Origin of the sequence: Amycolatopsis sp. cg5 (genome assembly GCF_041346955.1) — a bacterium.
In the GTDB taxonomy this organism is placed as follows: Bacteria; Actinomycetota; Actinomycetes; order Mycobacteriales; family Pseudonocardiaceae; genus Amycolatopsis.
This window is the reverse complement of the sequence record NZ_CP166849.1, coordinates 602,243-625,404: the sequence shown is the minus strand read 5'-3', so window position 1 is coordinate 625,404 and position 23,162 is coordinate 602,243. Positions and strand designations below refer to the sequence as shown.

The following is a 23,162-nucleotide window of genomic DNA, read 5'->3' as shown; positions in this document are numbered from 1 at the left end:
GTGCCACCTCAGGCCCCTCGAAACTAGAAAGCGGGATAAAGCGGGCTTTACTCCTTGGTGTAAAGCCCGCTGAACTCCCGGGGATAAAGCGGGCTTTATCCCCGGGAGTAAAGCCCGCTTTATCCCGCTACCAGGGTTCGCCCGTACGTGGTCGTGCGCTGGCGCGAAGGCCGTCCCGCGAGCGAGGCCAGGTGGTCGAGCTCGGCCGCGGTCCGCGAGGAACCGTGCTCCGAACCGGCCATGCGCGAGATGGTCTCCTCCATCAGCGTGCCGCCGATGTCGTTCGCGCCGCCGCGCAGCACCTGCGCGGTGCCCTCGTCACCGAGCTTGACCCACGAGCACTGCACGTTGTCGATGCGCCCGTTCAGCGCGAGGCGCGCGAACGCGTGCACCGCGCGGTTGTCGCGCACGGTCGGGCCGGGACGGGCCACGCCCGCGAGGTAGATCGGCGCGTTGTGGTGCACGAACGGCAGGCCGACGAACTCGGTGAAGCCGCCGGTCTCGACCGCGATCCGGCCGAGCACCCGGAAGTGGCCGAGCCAGTGGCCTGGATGGTCGACGTGGCCGTACATCATGGTCGACGAGGACTGGATGCCGAGCCGGTGCGCGGTCGACACCACGTCGATCCAGGTCTGCGCGGGCAGCTTGCCCTTGGTGAGCACCCAGCGGACCTCGTCGTCGAGGATCTCGGCCGCCGTGCCGGGGATCGAGCCGAGCCCGGCGTCGCGCAGCTCGGTCAGCCACTCCTCGACGCTGACGCCCGCCTTCGACGCGGCGGACACGATCTCCATCGGCGAGAACGCGTGTACGTGCATGTCCGGCACCGCGGCCTTGATCGCACGGACGATGTCGGCGTAGTAGCTGACCGGCAGCTTCGGGTCGATGCCGCCCTGCATGCAGACCTCGGTCGCGCCCGCCTCGGCGGCCTCGACGGCACGCGCCGCGACCTCCTCGACGGACAGCCGGAACGCGTCCGCGTCGCGCTCACGCTGGGCGAACGCGCAGAACCGGCAGCCGACGTAGCAGACGTTGGAGAAGTTGATGTTCCGGTTGACGACGTAGGTGATGTCGTCGCCGACCACGTCGGCGCGCAGGTCGTCGGCGAGCTTGGCCATCGTCTCCAGCGCGGCGCCGTCGGCGGTCAGCAACGCCATCGCGGCACTCGCGTGCTCCGGTTCGAGCAGCGCGCCGGGGTAGTTCTCGGCGAGCCGCAAGCCTTCGCGGACGTCGGTGTCGAGGCGCTCGGCGGACGGGACCTGGGTCTTGAGGATGTCCCAGTCGCCGTAGACGCTGTCGAAGTCGCCACGGCGGTCGGAGGTGCGGCCCTCGGTGTCGATCGAGGTGTTGAGGTCGGCGCGGCCGACGGTCTCCAGCCCACCGTCCGGCTCCTGCCAACGGTGGCCGACGACGGGCGCGGACTCGTTCGCGAGCCCGTCCGCGTCGGCCAGCGCGGAGATGTGCGGGTCGAGCCGGATGTCGAGCCACTTCTCGGCGGCCTTGACGTACTTCGGGTACACCGCGAGCCGCTCACGCAGCTCGAAACCGGCCTCGGCGGTCAGCGCGCGCAGCTCGTCGACCGCCGGCCACGGACGCTCGGGGTTGACGTGGTCGAGGGTGACCGGCGAGACGCCGCCCCAGTCGTCGATACCGGCGCGCAGCAGCAGCGCGTGCTCGTCGCCGACGAGGTTCGGCGGCGCCTGGACGCTGACACCGGGCGGCATCAGCAACCGTCCGACCGCGACGGTCGCGGCGAGATCGTGGAGATCGGCGTCCGGGGTGTCGCGCATCGCGGTGTCCGGCTTCGCGCGGAAGTTCTGAACGATGATCTCTTGGATGTGGCGGAACTGCCTGGCTCGCTGGCGGATCGCGTGCAGCGACTCGGCGCGCTCGGTCAGCGTCTCGCCGATGCCGAGCAGGATGCCGGTGGTGAACGGGACGCCGACGCGGCCGGCGTCGTCGAGCACGCGCAGCCGGACGGCGGGCTCCTTGTCGGGGCTGCCGTAGTGCGGACCGCCCTTTTCGGACCAAAGCCGCGTCGCGGTGGTCTCCAGCATCATCCCCATGCTCGCCGCGACGGGCTTGAGACGCTGCTGCTCCTCCCAGCTCATCACGCCGGGGTTCAGGTGCGGCAGCAGGCCGGTCTCCTCGAGCACCGCGATCGCGCAGGAGCGCAGGTAGTCCAAAGTGGAGTCGTAGCCGCGCGCGTCGAGCCACTCACGGGCCTGCGGCCAGCGGTCCTCCGGCCGGTCCCCCAGCGTGAACAGTGCCTCCTTGCAGCCGGCGGCGGCGCCGGCGCGGGCGATCTCCAGCACCTCGTCGCGTTCGAGGTACATGGAGTGGAGCTTGCCGGGGACGGTGACGAAGGTGCAGTAATGACATCGGTCGCGGCACAGCTTGGTCAGCGGGATGAACACGCTGCTGCTGTACGTGACGATGCCGCTGCGGCCCTGGTCGGCGAGGTGTGCGTCGCGGACCTTCGCCGCGGCGGCCAGTAGTTGCTCGAGGTCGTCACCACGGGCGTGCAGCAGCACTGCGGCCTCGGTGACGTCCAAGGCCACCCCGTCCGACGCACGGCGTAGTGCCCGGCGCATCGCGGAGGGGGTCGGCTTCGGCTCGGGCGGGGTGATCAACACGCGGTCAGCCATGACGCGAGCCTACGGACGTGGAGTAAGTCCTAGTAAGAGTTTTCGCTGTGAGGGATGTTGGCCTCACACGGGAATAAAACCGTCTCAGCCCGCGAGCGGCGCGCGGGACGGCGGCTCGTCGGCCAGCACGGCCTCCGCCATCGCCGTGGCGGTGTCGGCCTGCGCGGCGGCACGCGCCTTGCGGCGCTGGCGCAGCACACCGAGTCCCATGCCGACGATCCCCAGCGCGACGGCGATGAGGCCGACCGGGCCGAGCAGTCCGAACGCGACGGAGTTGGACTCGACGAGGGCGGCGCCCTGCGCGTTCGCGGCGCCCGCGCCCAGCACGAGCAGCCCGGCGGCGAGTGCCGCACCACTGATCGCGCGCAGCGCTGATCGCATGAGCAGATGAACTGGGTTGTGCACCGGAGTGCCCTCCCGCAACGTAACGGCTCGCCCGAAGGCCTTCACCCGGAAGAGGGAACCCTCTTCGCGTCGATGCTGAAAAAGCTACCCAGTGTGTCAAGACCGGTAGGTCCTGTCTCGCTGGGACGCCCAGAATAGCGACCAGGCGGGTACGCACCGCGACCGGGACGGCGGCTTGCCCCTGACCTGCGACAGGGCCGAATCTGACTGTCCGACTTCCACCACAGGAGACAGCCATGGTGTCGTTCCCGTTCACCACTCCGCACAGTGACCACCAGGAGACGGAAGGTGCCCGACTGCTGGCCGACGCGACGGTCGTCAGCGCCGAGTTGGCCGGGTCGCCGATCTGGCTGGCGCTGGGCCACGACGCCTGCCGCAAGACGCTCTCGGACCAGCGCTTCAGCCGCGAAGCGGCGATCGGTCCGGGCGCGCCGGTCATCGTCAGGAGCGCGGCCGACCCCGATGTGCTGACGAGCATCGACCCGCCCCGGCACGCCCAGCTCCGGCGTCTCATCGCGACCGCGTTCAGCCCGCGGATGGTCGAGGCTATGGCGCCGAGGGTCCAGCAGATCGTCGACGACCTGCTCGACGCCGTCGAAGCGGGCGAAAGACCGGTGGATCTGGTGGCGGCGTTCGTCGCGCCGCTGCCGATCACGGTCATCTGCGACCTGCTCGGCACGCCGGGCGCCGACCACGCCCGCATCGGCGCCTGGTCACGCAAGCTGATGGCGTCGACGGCCTACACCCCAGACGAGATCGCCGCCGCCGTGACGGACATCCGCGAATACCTGGCGGGCCTCGTCGCCGAAAAACGCGCGAACCCCGGCACTGACCTGACCTCGGTGCTCGCCGCCGCGCCTGAGCTGACCCCGGTCGAGCTGCTGGCCAATCTGCAGATGCTGCTCATCGCGGGCCACGAGACGACGGTCAACCAGCTCGGCAATTCGATCGTCGCGCTGTTGCGCAACCCGGATCAGCTCGCGCTCCTGCGCGCGAAGCCGGAATTGATGCCGCAGGCGGTCGAGGAGTTGATGCGCTACACGCGGCTCATGACGAGCACGCTGCCACGCGTGGCCACAGAGGACGTCGAACTCGACGGGCAGCTGATCAAACAGGGCGAAGCGGTGATCGCGCTGACCGGCGCCGCGAACATCGACCCGCGCGTGTTCACCGACCCGGCCGAGCTGAACATCGAACGCACCGACAAGGCCGTACAGCTCGGCTTCGGCCACGGCACGCATTTCTGTCTCGGCGCACACCTCGCGCGCCTCGAGCTGCGCACGGCGCTCACCGCGGTGGTGACCCGTTTCCCCGATCTGGCATTGGCCGTCGACGAATCCGAGCTGCGCTGGAACGAAGGCACACCGGTACGGGCGCTGAAAGCCCTGCCGATCACTTGGTAGCTATAGGTAGTCGAGAACAGACAGCCGGTTGGCGGAAACCCGACAGCCGGGACGCTCCTGCCCAAAATTGGTCTATACCTAATGTGGTATGGACCAATTGCCGCACAAAGGAGTGCTCTGGTGTCGATACAGCGTGTCTTCGCGTCATTAATGGCTTTCGCCGCCGCCACGACACTCGCCGTGGTACTCCCGATGTCCTCCGCGTCCGCCGCGAGCTGCGTGGCGGCGTGGAGTTCCGGACAGGTCTACACCGGCGGCATGACGGCCTCCTACAACAGCCACAACTGGTCCGCGAAATGGTGGACACAGGGCGAGACCCCCGGCACGGTCGACGTCTGGGCCGACCAGGGTTCGTGCAGTGGCGGCTCCACCCCTCCCGGTGGCGGCGGAAGCTGTGACTACCCGGCCTGGGTCGCCGGAAAGTCTTATGTGACAGGGAATATCGTCAAGTACACCGACGGCAAGTACTACATCGCCGAGCACGACAATCCCGGCTACGACCCGGTGATCAGCACGTGGTTCTGGGACCCGTACACCTGCGGCGGCACCCCGCCGACCACGCCGCCCACCAACCCCGGCGCGTTCGTGGTGAGCGAGGCCCAGTTCAACCAGATGTTCCCGAGCCGGAATTCCTTCTACAGCTACGCCGGTCTCACCGCGGCGATGAGCGCGTACCCGGCCTTCGCGCAGACCGGCAGCGACACCATCAAGAAGCAGGAGGCGGCGGCGTTCCTCGCCAACGTCAACCACGAAACCGGTGGCTTGGTCTACATCGTCGAGCAGAACACATCGAATTACCCGCACTACTGCGACTACAGCCAGTCCTACGGTTGTCCTGCCGGCCAGGCGGCTTATTACGGCCGAGGCCCGATCCAGCTCAGCTGGAACTTCAACTACAAGGCGGCGGGCGACGCGCTCGGCATCAACCTGCTCGCCGACCCGTGGCAGGTGGAGCGCAACTCGGCCGTCGCGTGGAAGACCGGCCTCTGGTACTGGATGACGCAGAACGGTCCCGGCACGATGACCCCGCACAACGCGATGGTCAACAGCCGCGGCTTCGGCGAGACCATCCGCAGCATCAACGGCAGCCTGGAATGCAACGGCGGCAACCCCGGCCAGGTGCAGAGCCGGATCGACGCCTACCAGCGCTTCGTGCAGATCCTCGGCACCACCCCGGGCGGCAACCTGTCCTGCTGACCCTCGGGTGTCCCCGCTCCCGGGATGACTCCCGCGTCATCCCGGGAGCACCACCTGCCCCACGCGTCCGGCTCGACCGACTTTCGTTGTGGGGCAAGCGGTTAGAGCCTGCGCGATAGTCGGAAAGTCCTCCTTACCGTGATCTTCGGGGCCGTCACCCACGACGGCCCCGAAGATGTGAGGAGCCGCAGATGCGCTTGCGAAAAGCGTTTGCCCTACTCGCCACCGCCGTCCTGCTGACCGGGCTGGGAACCGGCACCGCCTCGGCCCAGCCGCTCACCCGTGGCTGGCCAGCCCCGATCGACGCCGCCCACTGGCAGAACCAGGACGACATGACCTGGGCCGACTACCGCAAGATACCGGGCACGAACTGGGCCGACCCGTCACTCAAACCCACCAAGCGAACGTTCAAGGGCGCCGTCGTACTCGCCGACTACCCCGACCAGAACTTCGTCGTGACCCAGCCGCCGAAGTCGACCGTGTTCGGCAACCCCGGTGTCGCCGCGAACAACATCCCACGGGCCAACGTCGCCAAGTACTACCAGGACTTCTTGAACAAGCCCGGCACGCTCAACAACGGGCACACGATCAACGAGTACTGGATGGAAGACTCACTCGGCCGCTTCGGCGTGCAGCTGACCGCGTTCGGGCCCTACCGCATGCCCGGCAAGTCCTTCGAGTACGGCATGGAGTTCCAGCCGGGCGCCTGCCCGCCGGACGCCAACTGCAACCGCAACCTCCGCACCGACGCGGGCAACGCGTGGCGCGCCGAGGTCGGCGGCGGCGCGAACCAGTTCGACTTCATCTTCTACCTCTCGGCGGGTCAGGACGAGAGCTCGACCTGGCAGGAATTCGGCGAGATGAAGTTCGGCAGCAAGGAGAACGTGCCCGACGCCTTCGGCCCGCCGAACCACAATCTCCCCAACTACGCCGCCACCCGGTACGTCCCGTGGACCTCATGGAAGTCCGCCGCGAGCATCTGGCCGAACGCGCAGAGCGGTAGCTCGACCCAGGCCGAAAGCTCCGGCCAGTCGACCTACGCGCACGAGTTCAGCCACATCCTCGGCATCGGTGACAACTACAACAACCCGTTCGGCACCCCGCCCTCGCGCGCCTACAGCGGACCGTGGGACATGCTGTCGCGCGGCACGTTCAACGGGCCGGGCGGCCCGCACACCCGCTGGCAGATCCCGGCGACCCAGGGCAGTTCGATGGGCTCGCAGCACATGATCCGCAACAAGATGAAGCTCGGCATCGTCGACCCGGCCGCCATCCTCCAGCTCGACCGCAACAAGCTCGCCACCACCGGCCCGGTCACCGCCCGCATCACCGCCCGCGCGGCAGCGCCGGCGCCCGGCACCTACAGCGGCCTCAACATCAAGCTCACCGGCGGCGACAAATCCCCCAAGTGCGATCGCGCCAAGGACCCGTTCTGCGACGGCGGCGGCTACGACAACTACACCGTCGAGGTCGTCGACCGCATCGGCGCGGACTCCTTCGACCCCGACTCCGGCGTGCTCATCACCAAGACGAAGAACGCGGACAACGCCCCCTTCGAGTGGGTCATCGACGCCAACCCCGGCGACATCGGCCTCACCGACTACACCAAGCCCGACGGCACCCCCGTCAAGATCACGATCGGCGACTACCGCCAGCTCAACGACGCCGCGTTCAAGGCGGGCACCGGCGCGGCCAGCCCGTACGAGTACACCGACAAGGCGAACCGGCTCCACTTCCTGATCACCGACGTCGCCAAGGACACCCGAGGCGTGCTCACGTACACGGTCACGGTCGCCTCACTGGACGGCATGGGCACCCAGGCACGTGGCACCACGCTCTGGCCCGCACCGCCCGCGTTCGGCGATGGCGGACTGGCCTCCTGCGACTTCACGCTGCTGAACAGCGGATCGTCGCGTGGCGCCGAGGCTCCGTACGACACCGACACCTATCGCCTGACCGCGTCCACCGAATCGAAAGGCTGGGAGGTCCGCCTCCCGAACGCGCTCGCCACGGCCAAGTTCGGCCAGCACGTCAAGGTCGGCGCGCTCGCCAAGCGAAGCCAGGGCGGTGACCTCACCGCCCGCGTCAAGCTGACCGCCACGTCGATCAGCGACCCGTCGAAGACCGCGACGGGCACCTGCACCGCGTTCGGCTTCTAACCCGAAAAGGTCGTGCGCGTCGCGGGCGGTTCCAGCCGCCCGCAACGCGCACGACCCCGGGAAGTCCCGCTCGCCTCAGTACCCGCGCGGCGGGCCGTACGGACCGGGCTGGTTGTACTGGCCAGGCTGCGGATAGCCGGGCGCGGGCGGCGGGTACGCATGCGGGTTCTGCGGCGGATAGCCGGGCTGGGGCTGCGGTGGTTGCGGCTGCTGCCAATGCTGCGGCTGCTGCCCGTAGTGCGGCTGGGCTTGTGGCGGCTGCGGCGCCTGTTGCTGCCCGAGATGCAGCGGCAGCAGGGAAACCAGCGACAGCAGCTTGCCGAGCACCGCCAAGACATCGTCCGGCTTGGTCCGGCCGAAGATCGGGTGCTCGACGTAGACCAGCTCGTTCCCCACGAGCGACCAGGTGTGCAGTTTCAGCTGCCGCATGGTGCTCATCACCTGCGGCGTCAGGATGTGCACGGCGAGGTTCGGGTCGGTGTCGATCAGCTTGTACCACCGGTTGAACTTCCGGTCGGCCGTCGCGGGCTCGGGATAGGCGTCGACCTCGAACGCGCTGTCCACACTGGACACGATCTGGAAGTTCGGCATCGCGACGGGCAGCGTGATCACCCACACCGAGTCGATGGTGATCGTGTCGAGCTCGTTGACCTTCTTGTTCGTCCATCGGGTATGGACGCTCGTCACGGTCGGCCTGCGATGGAAGTCGAACGTCGAGAACGGCATGCCCTGATAAGCACCGGCCAGCATGCCGAACGCGAGCCGCTTGTCACCGTGCTGGCTGAACGGCAGCACCCGCCACCGGTCGAGCAGATCCGGCGCGTCCGCGCGGAAGTGCCAGCCCTGCGCCAGCGAAAGCTGGTAGCGCTCGGAGTTGGTCGTCTCGATCCGGTTGGCCTCGTTGGTGTCCACGGTCCGCCCCAGTCACTTCGGTCAGTCGGAGTAGGTCACCGTGACCGGCGCGTGGTCCGACCACCGCTCGGCGTAGGTCTCCGCACGCTCGACCACCGCGAGTTTCGCCCGCTCGGCCAGCCCGGGAGTGGCGACCTGCAGGTCGATCCGCCAGCCGGCGTCGTTGTCGAACGCCTTGCCCCGGTAGGACCACCACGTGTACGGGCCGGGGCCTTCCGGGTCGAGCCGACGCTGGACGTCGACGTACCCGGCCTCGCCGTAAACCCGATCCATCCAGGCGCGCTCTTCCGGCAGGAAGCCGGAGTTCTTGCGGTTGGTCTTCCAGTTCTTCAGGTCGACCTCGGCGTGCGCGATGTTCCAGTCCCCGACGACCAGCACCTCGGACCCGGCCGCCTCCGCCTTGCCACGCAACTCGACGAGATAAGGCAGGAACGCCGCCATGAAGCGCTCCTTCTCGTCCTGCCTCGGCGTGCCGACATCACCGCTGGGCAGGTACAGGCTCGCCACGATCACGCCGGGCAGGTGCACCTCGACGTAGCGGCCGCTGTCCTCGAACTCGGCCTCGCCGAAGCCGATCCGCACCAGCTCGGGCTCGATCCGGCTGAACACCATGACGCCGTTGCGGCCCTTGGCCACCGAGCTCGCGTGCGCGACGTGCCAGCCTTCCGGCGCGGCGACCTCCGACGGCAGTTCGTCGAGTTCGGCGCGCACCTCCTGGCAGCAGACGACATCCGCCTCGGTGGCGGCGAGCCACTCGACGAAGCCCTTCTTGGCGGCGGCGCGCAGGCCGTTGACATTCACAGTGGAGACCGTCAGCACGCCAGCGAGGCTACCGGCAGGGTCCGACAAAGTTCGCTCAGACCCGTCAGGCGTTCAGCTTCTCCGCGAGCGCGGCCTCGTACTTGGCGGCGATCTTCCGCAGCTGGGGACCCATCGTCGGCTCCAGCAGCCGCAGCATCCCGTTGGTCTCGATCACCACGTCGCAGACGACCTCGGTGCCCTCGCCGCTCGGCTGGATGTGCCAGGCGCCGGACACCGTCACCGGGCCGGGGTCGAGCGTGCGGAACGCGACCTCGCCGGGCCGCGACGCCTCGGTGAGCTCGACTTCGCTCGACATCTCCTTGCGGCCGGGCTTGACCTTCTGCCGGTACTTGGCGCCGACCTGCCCGGTCTCACCCGACACCAGCTCGGAGGCGAGCACGTCGAACCGCCACTCGGCCTGGTTCGTGAAGTCGACGAGATAGCCGTAGACGTCCTCGACCGGCCAGGTCGTGACCACCTTGGTCTGCACCTTCTTCATGACACGCCTGCCTTTCGCGAACCGGGATCGGTAATCGTAGGAGTCGCTCGCATTCCGCACCCGTTACGCGGACGGCTCTGCGAAGCTGTGGCCATGGCCGAACTGACCGTGCTGGGCAGCTGCGGGGCGTGGCCGGAGGCGAACCGCGCCTGCGCCGGATTCCTGCTCGAACACGACGGGTACAGAGTCGTGCTCGACCTCGGCTACGGGACCTTGCCGCGTCTGCTCGAGCGGCTACCCGCCGCGAACCTCGACGCCGTCATCGTCACCCACGCGCATCCCGACCACTGCGTGGATGTCAGCGCGCTCGCCAGGGTCCGCCAGTACACCGCGGCGGACAGCCCGAAGCTCCCGCTGCACTGCGCGCCCGGCGTCCTCGAAGTGCTCGAGGCACTCGAACCGCGCCCGCATCCGAGCACGATCTTCGAGTTCCACGGCCTCGACGGGACCCGCGACCTGGGCCCGTTCCGGCTGGAGACCTTCGAACTCCCGCACTACGTGCCGAACTTCGGGGTCCGTCTGTCCGCGCCGGGGCTGACGGTCGCCTACACCGGTGACAGCGGGCCGTCACCCGTGCTCGCCGGACTCGGCGCAGGCGCGGACCTCTTCGTCATGGACGCCACGCTGCAGGGTCCGTCCCCGGAGTCCGGACCCCGCTACGTGATGACCGCGACGGAGGCCGCGCACTGGGCCACCCGAGCGGGCGCGAAACGCCTGCTGCTGACTCATTTCTGGCCAGGCAGCGATCGCTCCGTCTCGGTGCGGGAGGCGTCGGCCGCCTTCGACGGCGAGATCATCGCCGCCGAGGAGGGGCTCACTCTGAAGTTGTGAGCTCGTCCAGCCAAGCGCCCACCTCCTTCGCGTAGCGCTCCGGCTCGACCCGGTGCGGGGTGTGCCCGGCTTCCGGGAAGGTGACCAGCCGCGTACCCGGCCGCGACTGGGCCATCTCCCGTGCCACCTCGGCGGAGAGCACCTCGCTGCGCCCGCCGTGGATCAGCAGCGCCGGGCAGCCGGACCCGAGCCAGTCCGGCCACCAGTCGCCACCGAGGCTCCGGCCCGCGGAATCGATTTCGGCGGCGCGCCACCGAAATCCCCAGCCGTCTTCGAACTCGGCGGCGTTCTCGAGGAAGTACTCCTCTTGACCGGCCATGGCTTCGCCGAGTGCCCGCCGCAGGTCGCGGAAGGCATCGAATCTGACTGGGAGCTCGTACATCCATTCCGCGGGACCGGGCTCAGGCCTGGCGCCGATGTCCTCGACCACGATCGCCGTGACCAGCTCGGGGCGCCAGCAGGCGAGCTGGAAGGCGTTGACGCCGCCTAGCGAATGCCCGAGCACCGGACACGGGCCCATGCCCAGTCGCTCGATCATTTCCGCGGCGTCGGACACGAAACCCTCACGCGAATAGCCCGAAGCCGCGTCCGACCAGCCGTGTCCACGCTGGTCCGGTGCGACGACGCGCCATCGCGGGCCGAGCCGCCGGGCGAGGCCGGCGAACATCCGCCCGCGTCCGCACATGCCGTGCAGCGCGAGCAACGGCCGCCCTGGCCCGCCTTGGTCGAGATAGGCGAGCCGGCGTCCGTCCGCGAGGGTCAGGAACCGGGTTTCCATGCCCCGATGTCTAGCAGGGCACACCGACAATTTTCGAAGATCGGCAGGTCAGCCGCAGTTGGCGGAGCCTTCGAGCGGCTTGACGAACTCGGCGGACACCCACTTGCCCTCGGCGATCTTGCGGTAGCCGTTCTGCACGATCGGGAGCGCGTCGATCCTCGCGTCCTTGTTGTACTTGCCGACGATGCCGCCGTTCACGGCGGGCGCGTCACGCGCGTTGAGCACATCGGCGGTGACGAGCACCTTGCAGCCGGTCGGCGAGCTCGCCGCGGACTGCTTGTCGGAGCCCAGCACGTACACGATCAGCACACCGGCCAGCACGGCGATGACGATCAGCATCTTCTTCGGAATGCCCAAGAACACCTGTGCTCCTCAGGACGGAACTTGTCCTCGACCAGGGTAGACACACAGTGGCTCCGGCGGACAGATCTGGCGCGATCAACCACCCGACAGCGCCAATGGCGTGACCGTCCCACTACGAAAAGTGACGGCCTCCTTCGCGAACGAAGGAGGCCGTCACGGTGATCAGGTGAGAATCAGCCCGCGATCTTCTTGGCGAGGTTCTCGTCGAGGGTCGCGAGGAACTCCTCGGTGGTCTGCCAGGCCTGGTCAGGACCGACCAGCAGCGCGAGGTCCTTGGTCATCTTGCCGCTCTCGACGGTCTCGACGACGACCTGCTCCAGCTTGCTGGCGAAGCCGATGAGCTCCGAGTTGGAGTCCAGCTTGCCGCGGTGCTCGAGGCCACGGGTCCACGCGTAGATGGACGCGATCGGGTTGGTCGAGGTCGGCTTGCCCTGCTGGTGCTGGCGGTAGTGCCTGGTCACCGTGCCGTGCGCGGCCTCGGCCTCGACGGTGCGGCCGTCCGGGGTGCGCAGCACCGAGGTCATCAGGCCGAGCGAGCCGAAGCCCTGCGCGACCGTGTCCGACTGGACGTCACCGTCGTAGTTCTTGCACGCCCAGACGTAGCCGCCCTCCCACTTCATCGCCGCGGCGACCATGTCGTCGATCAGGCGGTGCTCGTAGGTGATGCCCTTGGCGTCGAAGTCGGCCTTGAACTCGGCCTGGAAGATCTCCTCGAACACGTCCTTGAACATGCCATCGTAGGCCTTGAGGATGGTGTTCTTGGTCGACATGTAGACCGGGTACTCACGGTCGAGGCCGTACTGCAGCGAAGCGCGCGCGAAGTCCTCGATCGACTTGCGGAAGTTGTACATGCCCATGGCGACGCCACCGGCCTCGGGGAACTTCGCGACCTCGAACTCGACCGGCGCGGAGCCGTCCTCCGGCGTGTAGGTCATGGTCAGCGTGCCGGCGCCGGGGACCTTGAAGTTGGTCGCCTTGTACTGGTCGCCGTGCGCGTGACGGCCGATGATGATCGGCTTGGTCCAGCCCGGCACCAGGCGCGGGATGTTCTGGATGACGATCGGCTCGCGGAAGATGACACCGCCGAGGATGTTGCGGATCGTCCCGTTGGGCGAGAGCCACATCTTCTTCAGGCCGAATTCCTCGACCCGGGCCTCGTCGGGGGTGATCGTCGCGCACTTGACGCCGACGCCGTGCTTCTTGATGGCGTTCGCGGAGTCGACGGTGACCTGGTCGTCGGTGCGGTCGCGCTCCTCGATGCCCAGGTCGTAGTAGTCCAGGTTGACGTCCAGGTACGGGTGGATCAGCTTGTCCTTGATGAACTGCCAGATAATGCGGGTCATCTCATCGCCGTCAAGCTCGACGACGGTGCCCTGGACCTTGATCTTGGCCATGAGCGACGGTGCTCCTCTCGCGCGGATCTTCGCGTCTTCTTAAGCCTCTGGGTAGCGGTACAAGCGTACTGCTAAACGGACCTGAATGGTTCTAGAAGTGGTCAGTATCAAGTCTCTCAGCAGGCCATTGTGTGCGACATCACCGGGCGGGATCGTAGGGGGATGAGATCTATGGGGATCGGGGTGGCCCTCCTGCTGATTTCGGGGTGCGCGCCGGCGCCGACGCAGGTCGAAGCACAGGCGGACTGCGCTCACCCGCCCGCGTACACCGACCTCGACGGGGTGCGGGCGGCGTCGTCGGGCGGCTCGGTCTACGCCTTGTTCTTCAACTCCGGCAGCGGCATGGTCGCGGGCGTCGAGAACAAGATCGTCTGGCGGCTCACCGGCACCGGGCCCGCCCGGTTCAGCGCGTTCGGGCCGAACTTCCAGGCCATCGGACCGACCTGGGGTCCCGAGGCGCATGGCAGCTCGAACTTCGACCACCCTGGCGAGGAGTGGGGAACCGGCTTCGTCTTCCCCACGCCAGGCTGCTGGACGATCCATGTCGCGCGCGGCGGCGTGCACGGGTCACTGAGCCTGCCAGTCGGCTAATTACGATGTCGACCATGGGATTGTTCACGGTGCCGGAGGCGCGCGCCGAGCTCGCCCGCCTGCGCCCGGTGCTCGACGAGCTGGTGACCGTCCGCGCCGACGCGGCCGAACTGGTCGCCTCCCTGAACCCCGGTGGCACCCCGACCGAACTCGGCGGGCTGCCCGAACTCAAGGGCGCGCAGGCCAGGCTCGACGAGCTGATGACCACGGTTCAGCAGACAGGGGCAGAGCTCAAGGGCTTCGCGCCGCTGCTGGTCGACTTCCCCGCGGACCTCGATGGCGTGCCGGTGCTGCTGTGCTGGCTCGAAGGGGACCCCGAGCTCGCCTGGTATCACCGGCTCGACCTGGGGTTCGCCGGACGCCGCCCGCTGACTTAAAGCGTCTGGCGGTACGCGTTCACCGAGCGCGTGAGCTCGCGCAGCGTGGCATGCATCTGGGCGAAGCGCACCGGAGGAAGTCCCATCGCTTCGCTCACAACGCCAGGGATATGAGTCGCCTTCGCGCGCAGCGCGTCGCCTTCTTTGGTAAGCGTCACGCGCACTGAACGCTCGTCGTCGCTACGACGCTCGCGTCGCACGAGCCCCAGCTTCTCGAGCCGCTTGAGAAGGGGCGACAGCGTGCCGGAGTCCAAGCTGAGCGCGTCGCCGATCTCGGTGACGCCGCGGTCGCCGTGCTCCCAGAGGGTGAGCATGACGAGGTACTGCGGATAGGTGATCTCCAGCTCTTTGAGCAGTGGCCGGTACAGCGCGGTCACCGCTCGCGACGCGGCATACAGCGAGAAGCACATCTGGTCTTCGAGCAGGGGCGTCTCTTCCACATTGTCCATTGTGGCCACTCCACTCTCGTCCCGCAATCTAAGTGCGCTACATCTCATCGTGTCCAGTTTAGTTGTGCACAATCTAGTTGCTCGCTAGCTTATTGGGCAGACAGCCCACCGGCACCCGAGGAGACCGAGATGACCGCCAACCCGCACAACCTCGCCCTGGAACCCGCCGCGCAGGCCTTCGCCGAGGCCACCGACAACCCGCCCTACCTGTTCGAGCTGGATCCGTCCGAAGGTCGCAAGGCGGTCGACGAGGTGCAGTCGGGCGAAATCGCGAAACCGGTAGTCGACATCGAGGACCTGACCGTTCCCGGTGGCCCGAAGGTTCGGATCTTCCGCCCGGCGAACACGAGCGGCCCACTGCCGGTCATCGTGTACCTGCACGGCGCGGGCTGGGTCTTCGGCAACGCGCACACGCACGACCGGCTCGTCCGCGAACTCGCGGCAGGCACGGGAGCCGCGGTGGTCTTCCCCGAGTACAGCCTCTCCCCCGAAGCCCGCTACCCCGTCGCGATCGAAGAGAACTACGCCGCGGCGAAGTGGGTCGCCGAGCACGGCGCCGAGCACGGCTTCGACACCACTCGCATCGCGATCGCGGGCGACTCCGTCGGCGGCAACATGACCGCGGCCGTCACCCTGCTCGCCAAGCAGCGCGGCGACGTGACGTTCCGGCAGCAGGTGCTGTTCTACCCGGTGACCGACGCGAACTTCGACACCGAGTCGTACCTGCGCTTCGCCGAGGGCTACTTCCTGGGCCGTGAGGGCATGAAGTGGTTCTGGGACCAGTACACGACCGACCCGGCCCAGCGCGCGGAGATCACCGCGTCGCCGCTGCGCGCGAGCCTCGACGAGCTCGCCGGGCTGCCGCCCGCCCTCGTCGTCACCGGCGAGGCCGACGTGTTGCGTGACGAGGGCGAGGCGTACGCCGCGAAGCTGCGCCAGGCGGGTGTCGCGGTGACCGCGGTGCGCTATCAAGGCATCATCCACGACTTCGTGATGCTGAACGCGCTGCGCGAGACTCACGCTGCCGAAGCAGCGATCACTCAAGCGATCACGACGCTTAAGAAGGCGCTCAGTCTCTGAAGTAGTAGTGCCCGAGCGATCGCCGCGTTTGACCTTCGTCTCGCTAGAGGGAACCCCTTGCGGCGCTTGGCGATCGGCTCAAAAGGACGCCTCGGCGTCGTAGTCGCGGTACATGATGACCTCCCGGTTTCGGATCGCCCTGATCTTGGGCGATCCGAAACCGGGAGTCGATTCATTTATCTATCGCGCGAAGTGCACCGAGCCGCGGAACGCGGGGTGGTCGGGGCTGCTGCATCGCTGCTCGAACGCGGCCTCGAGCGCGACGAGCTGGTCGCCGTCGCGCTCGAGGCGCGTGATGGTGAAGGCGGAGTAGTCGTCGACGCAGCCAAGACCCGCGGAAATGGCGAGAATGTGCGCGCCGCCCGCGTGGTCGTAGGAGCCAGGCTGCAGCGCGGCACCGTCGGGACCGGTGAATTCGAGCCTGAAGTAGTCGAACCCGTGGTTCGCGTCCGCGTCGACCACCAGTGTGGTGCCGCGTTCGCGGATGATCACCTCGTGGTCGGGCCCGGCAGCCCAATGCCCGCTCTGCCCGCCGAACGGGAACGCGCCGTCCTCGGCGACGAAGTCGACGGCCTCCGGCGCGCTCTCGGCCGACGCGGCGGGCGCCAACGCGGACCCGATACCCGCGGCGACGGCGAAAACGGTCAGTGCACGACGAAACATGTACTCCCCCAGGAGTCGATGCCGTCCCCCATGGATCGGCAGCTTCGATAGTGCCACAAAAGCCTTGGCACGCTCCAAGTTGCCGATGACCGGTACTACGGCTTGAGCCAGACTCGCAAATCACCCAAACGCGTGAACCCGCAACCCAAAGCGGCCGCCAGGTCGTCGCCGTGCTCGTAACCGACGATCGGCCTGCTGGGGAAGCGCGTCGCGATCGCGGCGGTCACACCGGACCAGGCTTCGCCGAGATCACCCGAGGCGAAGAGGTTGGACAGGCCGACGACGTCACCGCTGACGTTGACGATCGCGCCACCGCGCCAGCGGTCACCGTCGAGGTCGCCGAAGACGAACACCGAGTCGTCGTCGGGGACGACGTCAAGGTCGAAATCCGCTGTGCGCAAGGCTTCCGGGTCGTCGACGACGGTCCAGTCCGAGTCCGCCGGAGCGGGGCGGCCGGTGATCCAGGTCGCGGCGAAGAGGACTTCGAAACCTTCGAGGTCGAGGGTGGCGAAGCTGTCTTTGATCGAGCAACCGGCGGTGGTGTCGATGCGGGGCAGGATGTCGGCCGCGGTGGCGGTCGGATCGAGGGTGACCGCATCCGGGTAGTACAGCGGAGTGCGAGACTTGGCTGTCCAGGCGAGCGAGGTGAACTCGCCGGGGTTGGCGTTGGCGCGGCAGACGAGGTCGCACCACCGCGCGTTGTTGTGGACGGCTTCGGCGAGCGTCACCGGCGAGCCAGCCAAATGACGTCCGGTTCACCTTTGGGCACTGGGATTTTCAAGACTCGCACCTCACTGAAGCGGGAGCGGAGACGGCGGGTGAACGTGGGGTCGGCCTCGGCGCTCCACACCGCGACGACACCGCCAGGGCGCAGCCGGGCGGCGAGCGTTTCGAGGCCAGCGTCGCCGTAGAGCGCCGCGTTGCCTTTCGTTACAGTCCATTGTGGACCATTGTCGATGTCGAGGCACAGGGCGTCGAACCGCTCTTCGGTGCGCTGCAACCACTTCACCAGGTCGCTCTCGACGACGGTGACCCTGCCGTCGGCGAGCGCGTCGCGGTGTACCTCACGCAGCGGACCGGTGCGGTTCCACTCGATGACCGAGTGTTCCCGTTCCACGACGACGATCTCGCCGACCCCGGGATGATCCAGCGCCGCACGAAGCGAATAGCCGACACCGAGGCCGCCGATCAGCATCCGCGCCTTGCCGGGCACCATGTCCGCGGCGACGGAGACGAGCAGCCGTTCCGACTCTCCGTTGCGGGTGTCCATCAGGAAGACACCGTTGGCGATCACCTCGAAATCGGCGCCATCCTGGCGCAGCACGAGTTTGCCGCAGACTCCGTTCACCTCGTCGAGTACCTTGGTCATCCAGCCACCATAGCGATTTCTCCCCGATCGTCGGCTGTACGACGCCACCGCCCGCTTCTAACCTGGAGTGTCGGAGGTACGCCATGCATGCGACAGCCGGCGACGAAGGCCTCGTCGTACCCGGCTCCGACTGCGAAGTCCAACCCACGCGTTCCTAGCGATCACAGCAACCCGGCGAGCTTGTACAGCACCAAGCTGCCCGCGACCGCGACATTGAGGCTCGAGCCGCTACCCACCATGGGAATCTCGACGGCGACGTCCAGCAGCGCGACGGCCTCGTCCGGAATCCCGGACTGTTCATGCCCGAGCACCGCGACCGTCCGCTGCCGCGCGGCGGGCAGATCGGCGAGCCGCACCGCCCCCTCGGCGAGTTCGACACCGACGACCGCGCTGCCCGCCGCCCGTTCCCGGGCGAGCCAGCCCAGCGGATCACCGACCCAATGCACACAAGCGGGCTGACGCAAGGTGTTTCCCTTGCGCAACGCGTCCGGAACCCAGGGATGGCGCGGCACCGCGAGGCACGCGCCGACGGCGTCGCAGGTCCGCAGCAGCGTGCCGAGGTTGGCGCCGTGCAACGGCCACAGCGGCGCCGCGGCCAGATGGGCCCAGCAGGAATGCTTCCGTTGGCGCCGGGATGCCTTGAGTTCCGCGCGACAGCGGCCCCGGATCGACGGGCTCACCAGAGCCGAGGCTCAGGGCCTCCAAGGTTGATCGTCATGGCTCCATTCTAAGCCGAGTCGCGTGCGTGAGCGGCGAATATGCGTACGTGAGCAGCAAACTCGCGTACCTAAGGGGCAAACACGCGTACGGGAAGGGCAAACACCCGTGCGGGACAAGCAAACTCGGGCACCCGAGTTCGGGCCGGGTACCCGATGCCGGGACCTGGCCCGCTTGGGTGAGGCCGCGCGTACCTGGCGAGTCGGCACGCGTACCGGGGCGGTCAGCACGCGTACCCGAGGAGTCGGCACACGTACCCGAGGAGTCGGCACGCGGGCCTGGGGAGTCGGGACGCGGGCGCAGCTGGACGTCACGCGTACCTGGGTGGACGACACGCGTACGCAGATGGACGACGCGGCAGCCGATGCCTCGCAATCGCGGGACACCGCGCACCCAGGTGGGGGACACGGCGAGCGGGGCTGGGCGGGGTGGGGTGGGTTAGGCGGGGGCGGGCTCTGGGGTCGGGGTGGGGGTGGGGTGGCGGCGGAAGCCGAGGAGGACTACGAGGAGGGCGAGGGTGGTGAGGAGGGCGGCTGCTTCGGGGAGGAGGCGGGGGCCCGCGGTGTGGAGGACGGCTCCGCCTACCAGGCCGGAGAGGCCTACGCCGAGGTAGATGGCGGAGGCGTTGAGGGAGAGGACGAGGCCGGTTTGGCGGGGGGAAAGCTCGATCAGGCGGGACTGGATGGGTGGGTTGACCGACCAGGTGCAGAGGCCCCAGAGGAAGAGGATCACGGCGGCGCCGGCGATGGTCGTCGAGGCGAGCGGGAGGGTGGCGAGTACGAGGGTGGTGGCGGCGAAGACCGTGAGGAGGGGGCGGCGGGGACCCCAGCGGTCGGTGACGCGGCCGCCGAGCCAGTTGCCGATCGCACCGCCGATGCCGTAGCAGAACAGGAGGAGGCTGACGGCCGTGCCGTGCACGCCCGTGGTCTCCGCCAGCACCGGCGCGATGAAGGTGTACACGCTGAAGGCGGCGAGGCAGCCGAGGACCGTGGCGCCCATCATCGCGAGGACGCGGGGGTCGGCGGCCGCGGTGAAGCGCTCGGCCAGGCGGACCGGTGGCGGCGGGGCGACCTTGGGCAGCACCATGCCGACGGCCACCGCACCCAGCAAGGAGAAGGCGGCGACCAGCGCGAAGACCACGCGGTAGCCGAAGTGCTGGGACAGCAGGCTGCCCAGCGGTACGCCGAGGATGGTGGCGATCGTCAGGCCGCCGAACACCAGCGCGACCGCGCGGCCGCGGTGCTCGGGAGCGGTGAGCTCGGCCGCGACGGCACTGGCGGCAGGCGTGAACACGGCGGCGCCGATCGCGGTGACCACGCGGGCCGCGAGCAGTGGCTCGAAGCCGGACACGACCGCGGCCAGCGCGTTGCCGAGTGCCGTGACGCCGAGCGCGACGACCAGCAGGCGGCGCCTCTCCCAGCGCCCGGTGGCGGCCGCGAACAGCGGGGAGCCGATGGCGTACGCGATGGCGAAGGCCGTGACCAGCTGAGCGGCCGTCGACGGGGACACAGCGAGCTCCGTCACCAGCGCGGGCAGGAGCCCGGCGACGACGTATCCGCTGGTGCCGACCGCGAAGGTGCCCAAGGCCAGTACCGCGGTGCGTGGTGGAGCTGACATCGGATCCCCAAAGGTTCGATAAGTTTCGTACTACGAAGGACACCGTACTACGAGGGTCCGACAATTTCGATGGGTGTCGTACTATGGGACTCATGAGCGCACCGATCGAAGCCGTCTTGCAGGCATTGGCCGACCCGGTCCGGCTCAGGATGGTGCGGCAGCTCGCCGAGCGGGAAGGCGAGATCTCGTGCAGCGGATTCGACGTGACGGTGACCAAGTCCACACTCACCCATCACCTGCGCACACTGCGCGAAGCGGGTGTCATCCAGGCACGGCAGCAGGGCACCACGAGATTCAACTCGTTGCGGCGCAACGATCTTGACCTCGCGTTTCCCGGGCTGCTCGACGCGATCCTGGCCGCGCCCGCGCACGATCACCAGGCGAGTGGGCAGCCTCACCCGATATCGGGATGACAAAACATCCCCTCATAGGTTGAACTAACTGCGGACAGCTCAGCGACGTCGGGGGCCACGCTGACTGTCTTTATTCATGCTTGTGGACTGTATCGATTCAGAACCCGAAAGGAGAGCCGTGCCCATCGCGCTGCTCGCGCTCGCCATCGCCGCCTTCGGCATCGGCACCACCGAGTTCGTCATGATGGGCGTGCTGCCGCAGGCGGCCGCCGACTTCGGAGTGTCCATCCCCTCGGCGGGCTATCTCATCTCCGGCTACGCGCTCGGCGTCGTGGTCGGCGCTCCGCTGCTCACCGCGGCCGCCGTCCGGCTGCCGCGCAAGACCATGCTCCTGGCCATGATGGGCCTGTTCACCCTGGGCAACGTCCTGTTCGCGTTCTCGCCGAACCAGGAGTTCGGGGTCGCGTTCCGCTTCCTCGCCGGATTGCCGCACGGCGCGTTCTTCGGCGCCGGCGCGGTCGTCGCGTCGAGCCTGGTCGAGAAGGGCAACCGCGCCAAGGCCGTGTCCATGATGTTCATGGGCCTGACGCTGGCCAACGTCGTCGGTGTGCCGCTGGGCACGCTGCTCGGCCAGCGGGTCGGCTGGCGCGCGACGTTCCTGGTGGTCTCGCTGATCGGCGTGGTCGCGATCGTCGCCATCGCCAAGCTCGTCCCGCACCAGGGCCGCCCGGAGAACCCGTCGCTGCGCGGCGAGCTCGGCGCGTTCCGCCGCCCGCAGGTGTGGCTGGCGCTGGCGATCGTCACGTTCGGCCTCGGCGGCGTGTTCGCCTGCCTGTCCTACATCGCGCCGATGCTCACCGACATCGCCGGCTACTCCCCCGGCCACGTGACGGTGCTGCTCTCGCTCGCCGGTGTCGGCATGACCATCGGCAACTACGTCGGCGGCCGCCTCGCCGACAAGCGCCTCATGCCGAGCCTGTACGTCTCGCTGCTCGCGCTGGCCGCGGTGCTCGGGATCTTCACGATCACCGCGCAGGGCAAGGTCGGCGCCGCGATCACGATCTTCTTCGTCGGGCTCGCCGGCTTCATGATCGGCCCGATGATGCAGGCGCGAATCATGGAGAAGGCAGGCGGCACGCCGTCGCTGGTCAGCGCGGCCGTGCAGTCGGCGTTCAACATCGCCAACTCGATCGGCGCCTACCTCGGCGGCCTGGTGATCGCGGGCGGCCTCGGCCTGGTCGCGCCGAACTGGGTCGGCGCGCTGCTGGCGGTCTTCGGACTCAGCATCGCCGTGGTCTCCGGCGGGCTGGACAAGCGCGAAGAGCGCCAGCAGCTCGCGCTCGCCTAGTCGAGCGGCCCGCCGGTGATCGTGAAGGTCACGAACAGCATCAGGGTGGCAAGGCCGGAGTAGGTCAGGCAGTCGACGGCCTTGCCCCTGATCGCCAGCAGGCCGGCCTGCTCATCGGACAGCACCGCCCGCAATATCGCGCCGACCAGCAGCGCGGCACCGATCAGCGCCCCGCCCTGCCGCCAGTGGTACTGCCCGATCCGCAGCGCCGCGACGGCGACGATCAGCAGCACCGCCGCGAACGGCAGCTGCGTCAGCCGGGTGCGCTTGGGCGTCACGACACTCACGCGAGCGAACGCTCGGCGGCTTCGACGACATTGCTGACGAGCATCGCGCGCGTCATCGGCCCGACCCCGCCGGGGTTCGGCGAGAGCCAGCCCGCGACCTCCTCGACGCCTGGCGCGACGTCGCCCGCGAGCTTGCCGTCCACTCGGGACACACCGACGTCGAGCACGGCCGCGCCGGGCTTGACCATGTCCGGCGTGATGATCCCCGGCACGCCGGCGGCGGCGATGACGATGTCCGCGCGCTTCACCTCGGCCGCGAGGTCGCGGGTACCGGTGTGGCACAGGGTGACCGTCGAGTTTTCACTCCGCCGGGTGAGCAGCAGGCCCATGGTGCGACCCACGGTGATCCCGCGGCCGACGACCGTGACGTTCGCGCCGTCCAGCGGGACGTCGTGGCGGCGCAGCAGCTCGATGATCCCGTACGGCGTGCACGGCAGCGGTCCCGGCTGGCCGAGCACCAGGCGGCCGAGGCTGCCCGGCGCGAGCCCGTCAGCGTCCTTTTCGGGTGCGATGCGCTCCAGGATCGGGCCCGCGTCCAGGTGTTTCGGCAGCGGGAGCTGCACGATGTAGCCGTGGCACGCCGGGTCGGCGTTGAGCTCGTCGATGACGGCTTCGAGCTTCTCCTGCGTGATGTCGGCTGGCAGGTCGCGGCGGATCGAGTTGACGCCGATCTTCGCGCTGTCCGCGTGCTTCATCTTCACGTAGGAGTGCGAGCCGGGGTCGTCACCCACAAGGACGGTGCCGAGACCGGGTGTCACCCCCCGCTCAGCGAGAGCCGCGACGCGGGGCGCGAGCTCCGCGAAGATGGCGTTTTTGGTGGCCTTGCCGTCCAGAACGATCGCCGTCACGGCGACCATTCTGGCAAAGCCGTCTCCGACGGGTTCAGTGTGGACACATTTGCCCAGGTCAAGGCATTTCACCGGG

25 protein-coding genes are annotated in these 23,162 nt (G+C 68.3%); 9 read left to right on the top strand and 16 right to left on the bottom strand.

What is annotated here, in order from left to right:
• Positions 1-119: 119 nt before the first annotated feature.
• Positions 120-2,645, bottom strand: coding sequence for a bifunctional FO biosynthesis protein CofGH (locus AB5J62_RS03205; RefSeq protein ID WP_370946578.1), 2,526 nt, complete (start codon positions 2,643-2,645; stop codon positions 120-122).
• 84 nt (positions 2,646-2,729) lie between these two features.
• The gene (locus tag AB5J62_RS03200; RefSeq protein ID WP_370946577.1) at positions 2,730-3,026 is read right to left on the bottom strand and encodes a hypothetical protein; all 297 of its coding nucleotides are present in this window, start codon (positions 3,024-3,026) and stop codon (positions 2,730-2,732) included.
• 260 nt (positions 3,027-3,286) lie between these two features.
• Here AB5J62_RS03200 and AB5J62_RS03195 point away from each other — a divergent pair, with 260 nt between their 5' ends.
• From AB5J62_RS03195 to AB5J62_RS03185, 3 genes are all read left to right on the top strand, one after another.
• Positions 3,287-4,453: a cytochrome P450 gene (locus AB5J62_RS03195; protein WP_370946576.1), complete on the top strand. Its 1,167-nt coding sequence runs from the start codon at positions 3,287-3,289 to the stop codon at positions 4,451-4,453.
• Positions 4,454-4,645: 192 nt separating this feature from the next.
• A complete protein-coding gene (locus AB5J62_RS03190) occupies positions 4,646-5,650 on the top strand; it encodes a glycoside hydrolase family 19 protein (protein WP_370946575.1) in 1,005 nt (334 codons plus the stop codon).
• A gap of 191 nt (positions 5,651-5,841) precedes the next feature.
• Positions 5,842-7,809 carry a M6 family metalloprotease domain-containing protein gene (locus AB5J62_RS03185; RefSeq protein ID WP_370946574.1) on the top strand — a complete coding sequence of 656 codons (1,968 nt, stop codon included), beginning with the start codon at positions 5,842-5,844 and terminating at the stop codon, positions 7,807-7,809.
• Positions 7,810-7,884: 75 nt separating this feature from the next.
• Here the strand turns inward: AB5J62_RS03185 and AB5J62_RS03180 are convergent, their stop codons facing one another.
• From AB5J62_RS03180 to AB5J62_RS03170, 3 genes are read right to left on the bottom strand one after another with little or no spacing between them, the layout of a single operon-like run.
• A complete protein-coding gene (locus tag AB5J62_RS03180) occupies positions 7,885-8,721 on the bottom strand; it encodes a hypothetical protein (protein WP_370946573.1) in 837 nt (278 codons plus the stop codon).
• 21 nt (positions 8,722-8,742) lie between these two features.
• Positions 8,743-9,540 carry an exodeoxyribonuclease III gene (locus AB5J62_RS03175; RefSeq protein ID WP_370946572.1) on the bottom strand — a complete coding sequence of 266 codons (798 nt, stop codon included), beginning with the start codon at positions 9,538-9,540 and terminating at the stop codon, positions 8,743-8,745.
• Between the two features lie 46 nt (positions 9,541-9,586).
• Positions 9,587-10,021, bottom strand: coding sequence for an SRPBCC family protein (locus AB5J62_RS03170; protein ID WP_370946571.1), 435 nt, complete (start codon positions 10,019-10,021; stop codon positions 9,587-9,589).
• A 93-nt stretch (positions 10,022-10,114) separates the two neighbouring features.
• On the opposite strand from AB5J62_RS03170, the gene AB5J62_RS03165 reads away from it, so the two are divergent.
• On the top strand, positions 10,115-10,852 hold the full coding sequence (locus tag AB5J62_RS03165; protein WP_370946570.1) for an MBL fold metallo-hydrolase: 738 nt from the start codon (positions 10,115-10,117) through the stop codon (positions 10,850-10,852).
• Here the strand turns inward: AB5J62_RS03165 and AB5J62_RS03160 are convergent.
• From AB5J62_RS03160 to AB5J62_RS03150, 3 genes are all read right to left on the bottom strand, one after another.
• Positions 10,836-11,630 carry an alpha/beta fold hydrolase gene (locus AB5J62_RS03160; protein WP_370946569.1) on the bottom strand — a complete coding sequence of 265 codons (795 nt, stop codon included), beginning with the start codon at positions 11,628-11,630 and terminating at the stop codon, positions 10,836-10,838. The genes AB5J62_RS03165 and AB5J62_RS03160 overlap by 17 nt on opposite strands.
• Before the next feature lie 48 nt (positions 11,631-11,678).
• Positions 11,679-11,969, bottom strand: coding sequence for an SH3 domain-containing protein (locus AB5J62_RS03155; RefSeq protein WP_370950161.1), 291 nt, complete (start codon positions 11,967-11,969; stop codon positions 11,679-11,681).
• Positions 11,970-12,166: 197 nt separating this feature from the next.
• Positions 12,167-13,387 (bottom strand): NADP-dependent isocitrate dehydrogenase, encoded by a 1,221-nt coding sequence (locus AB5J62_RS03150; protein WP_370946568.1) that lies wholly within the window; start codon positions 13,385-13,387, stop codon positions 12,167-12,169.
• 171 nt (positions 13,388-13,558) lie between these two features.
• Here AB5J62_RS03150 and AB5J62_RS03145 point away from each other — a divergent pair, with 171 nt between their 5' ends.
• Both AB5J62_RS03145 and AB5J62_RS03140 read left to right on the top strand, forming a co-directional pair.
• Entirely contained in the window at positions 13,559-13,978 is a 420-nt protein-coding gene (locus tag AB5J62_RS03145) for a hypothetical protein (protein WP_370946567.1), read from the top strand.
• Positions 13,979-13,992: 14 nt separating this feature from the next.
• The gene (locus tag AB5J62_RS03140; protein WP_370946566.1) at positions 13,993-14,355 is read left to right on the top strand and encodes a DUF2203 domain-containing protein; all 363 of its coding nucleotides are present in this window, start codon (positions 13,993-13,995) and stop codon (positions 14,353-14,355) included.
• Here the strand turns inward: AB5J62_RS03140 and AB5J62_RS03135 are convergent.
• Positions 14,352-14,804 (bottom strand): MarR family winged helix-turn-helix transcriptional regulator, encoded by a 453-nt coding sequence (locus tag AB5J62_RS03135; protein WP_370946565.1) that lies wholly within the window; start codon positions 14,802-14,804, stop codon positions 14,352-14,354. The genes AB5J62_RS03140 and AB5J62_RS03135 overlap by 4 nt on opposite strands.
• A gap of 129 nt (positions 14,805-14,933) precedes the next feature.
• Here AB5J62_RS03135 and AB5J62_RS03130 point away from each other — a divergent pair, with 129 nt between their 5' ends.
• Complete coding sequence (locus tag AB5J62_RS03130; RefSeq protein WP_370946564.1) at positions 14,934-15,884, top strand: alpha/beta hydrolase; 951 nt, start codon at positions 14,934-14,936, stop codon at positions 15,882-15,884.
• A gap of 180 nt (positions 15,885-16,064) precedes the next feature.
• On the opposite strand, the gene AB5J62_RS03125 is transcribed toward AB5J62_RS03130, so the two are convergent.
• From AB5J62_RS03125 to AB5J62_RS03105, 5 genes are all read right to left on the bottom strand, one after another.
• A complete protein-coding gene (locus tag AB5J62_RS03125; RefSeq protein ID WP_370946563.1) occupies positions 16,065-16,547 on the bottom strand; it encodes a hypothetical protein in 483 nt (160 codons plus the stop codon).
• A gap of 95 nt (positions 16,548-16,642) precedes the next feature.
• Positions 16,643-17,290 carry a hypothetical protein gene (locus AB5J62_RS03120; protein WP_370946562.1) on the bottom strand — a complete coding sequence of 216 codons (648 nt, stop codon included), beginning with the start codon at positions 17,288-17,290 and terminating at the stop codon, positions 16,643-16,645.
• Positions 17,272-17,916, bottom strand: a complete 645-nt coding sequence (locus AB5J62_RS03115; protein ID WP_370946561.1) for a spermidine synthase — start codon at positions 17,914-17,916, stop codon at positions 17,272-17,274. The genes AB5J62_RS03120 and AB5J62_RS03115 overlap by 19 nt, the downstream gene beginning before the upstream one ends.
• Before the next feature lie 161 nt (positions 17,917-18,077).
• A complete protein-coding gene (locus tag AB5J62_RS03110) occupies positions 18,078-18,596 on the bottom strand; it encodes a TrmH family RNA methyltransferase (RefSeq protein WP_370946560.1) in 519 nt (172 codons plus the stop codon).
• Between the two features lie 475 nt (positions 18,597-19,071).
• Complete coding sequence (locus tag AB5J62_RS03105) at positions 19,072-20,250, bottom strand: MFS transporter (protein ID WP_370946559.1); 1,179 nt, start codon at positions 20,248-20,250, stop codon at positions 19,072-19,074.
• A 92-nt stretch (positions 20,251-20,342) separates the two neighbouring features.
• Here AB5J62_RS03105 and AB5J62_RS03100 point away from each other — a divergent pair, with 92 nt between their 5' ends.
• Positions 20,343-20,663 (top strand): ArsR/SmtB family transcription factor, encoded by a 321-nt coding sequence (locus AB5J62_RS03100; protein WP_370946558.1) that lies wholly within the window; start codon positions 20,343-20,345, stop codon positions 20,661-20,663.
• A 118-nt stretch (positions 20,664-20,781) separates the two neighbouring features.
• Complete coding sequence (locus AB5J62_RS03095; RefSeq protein WP_370946557.1) at positions 20,782-21,951, top strand: MFS transporter; 1,170 nt, start codon at positions 20,782-20,784, stop codon at positions 21,949-21,951.
• Here the strand turns inward: AB5J62_RS03095 and AB5J62_RS03090 are convergent.
• Both AB5J62_RS03090 and AB5J62_RS03085 read right to left on the bottom strand, forming a co-directional pair.
• The gene (locus AB5J62_RS03090; protein ID WP_370946556.1) at positions 21,948-22,238 is read right to left on the bottom strand and encodes a DUF3017 domain-containing protein; all 291 of its coding nucleotides are present in this window, start codon (positions 22,236-22,238) and stop codon (positions 21,948-21,950) included. The two genes, AB5J62_RS03095 and AB5J62_RS03090, sit on opposite strands and share 4 nt — an antisense overlap.
• Complete coding sequence (locus AB5J62_RS03085) at positions 22,235-23,086, bottom strand: bifunctional methylenetetrahydrofolate dehydrogenase/methenyltetrahydrofolate cyclohydrolase (RefSeq protein WP_370946555.1); 852 nt, start codon at positions 23,084-23,086, stop codon at positions 22,235-22,237. The genes AB5J62_RS03090 and AB5J62_RS03085 overlap by 4 nt, the downstream gene beginning before the upstream one ends.
• Between the last annotated feature and the right edge of the window lie 76 nt (positions 23,087-23,162).

Excerpts from the sequence above, each read along its gene's own strand:
- AB5J62_RS03115 (WP_370946561.1), bottom strand. The coding sequence starts at position 17,916 with ATGACCAAGGTACTCGACGAGGTGAACGGAGTCTGCGGCAAACTCGTG.
- AB5J62_RS03100 (WP_370946558.1), top strand. The coding sequence starts at position 20,343 with ATGAGCGCACCGATCGAAGCCGTCTTGCAGGCATTGGCCGACCCGGTC.
- AB5J62_RS03200 (WP_370946577.1), bottom strand. The coding sequence starts at position 3,026 with ATGCGATCAGCGCTGCGCGCGATCAGTGGTGCGGCACTCGCCGCCGGG.
- AB5J62_RS03130 (WP_370946564.1), top strand. The coding sequence starts at position 14,934 with ATGACCGCCAACCCGCACAACCTCGCCCTGGAACCCGCCGCGCAGGCC.
- AB5J62_RS03155 (WP_370950161.1), bottom strand. The coding sequence starts at position 11,969 with ATGCTGATCGTCATCGCCGTGCTGGCCGGTGTGCTGATCGTGTACGTG.
- AB5J62_RS03205 (WP_370946578.1), bottom strand. The coding sequence starts at position 2,645 with ATGGCTGACCGCGTGTTGATCACCCCGCCCGAGCCGAAGCCGACCCCC.
- AB5J62_RS03160 (WP_370946569.1), bottom strand. The coding sequence starts at position 11,630 with ATGGAAACCCGGTTCCTGACCCTCGCGGACGGACGCCGGCTCGCCTAT.
- AB5J62_RS03195 (WP_370946576.1), top strand. The coding sequence starts at position 3,287 with ATGGTGTCGTTCCCGTTCACCACTCCGCACAGTGACCACCAGGAGACG.
- AB5J62_RS03165 (WP_370946570.1), top strand. The coding sequence starts at position 10,115 with ATGGCCGAACTGACCGTGCTGGGCAGCTGCGGGGCGTGGCCGGAGGCG.
- AB5J62_RS03190 (WP_370946575.1), top strand. The coding sequence starts at position 4,646 with ATGTCCTCCGCGTCCGCCGCGAGCTGCGTGGCGGCGTGGAGTTCCGGA.
- AB5J62_RS03105 (WP_370946559.1), bottom strand. The coding sequence starts at position 20,250 with ATGTCAGCTCCACCACGCACCGCGGTACTGGCCTTGGGCACCTTCGCG.
- AB5J62_RS03185 (WP_370946574.1), top strand. The coding sequence starts at position 5,842 with ATGCGCTTGCGAAAAGCGTTTGCCCTACTCGCCACCGCCGTCCTGCTG.
- AB5J62_RS03170 (WP_370946571.1), bottom strand. The coding sequence starts at position 10,021 with ATGAAGAAGGTGCAGACCAAGGTGGTCACGACCTGGCCGGTCGAGGAC.
- AB5J62_RS03145 (WP_370946567.1), top strand. The coding sequence starts at position 13,559 with ATGGGGATCGGGGTGGCCCTCCTGCTGATTTCGGGGTGCGCGCCGGCG.
- AB5J62_RS03135 (WP_370946565.1), bottom strand. The coding sequence starts at position 14,804 with ATGGACAATGTGGAAGAGACGCCCCTGCTCGAAGACCAGATGTGCTTC.
- AB5J62_RS03125 (WP_370946563.1), bottom strand. The coding sequence starts at position 16,547 with ATGTTTCGTCGTGCACTGACCGTTTTCGCCGTCGCCGCGGGTATCGGG.
- AB5J62_RS03140 (WP_370946566.1), top strand. The coding sequence starts at position 13,993 with ATGGGATTGTTCACGGTGCCGGAGGCGCGCGCCGAGCTCGCCCGCCTG.
- AB5J62_RS03150 (WP_370946568.1), bottom strand. The coding sequence starts at position 13,387 with ATGGCCAAGATCAAGGTCCAGGGCACCGTCGTCGAGCTTGACGGCGAT.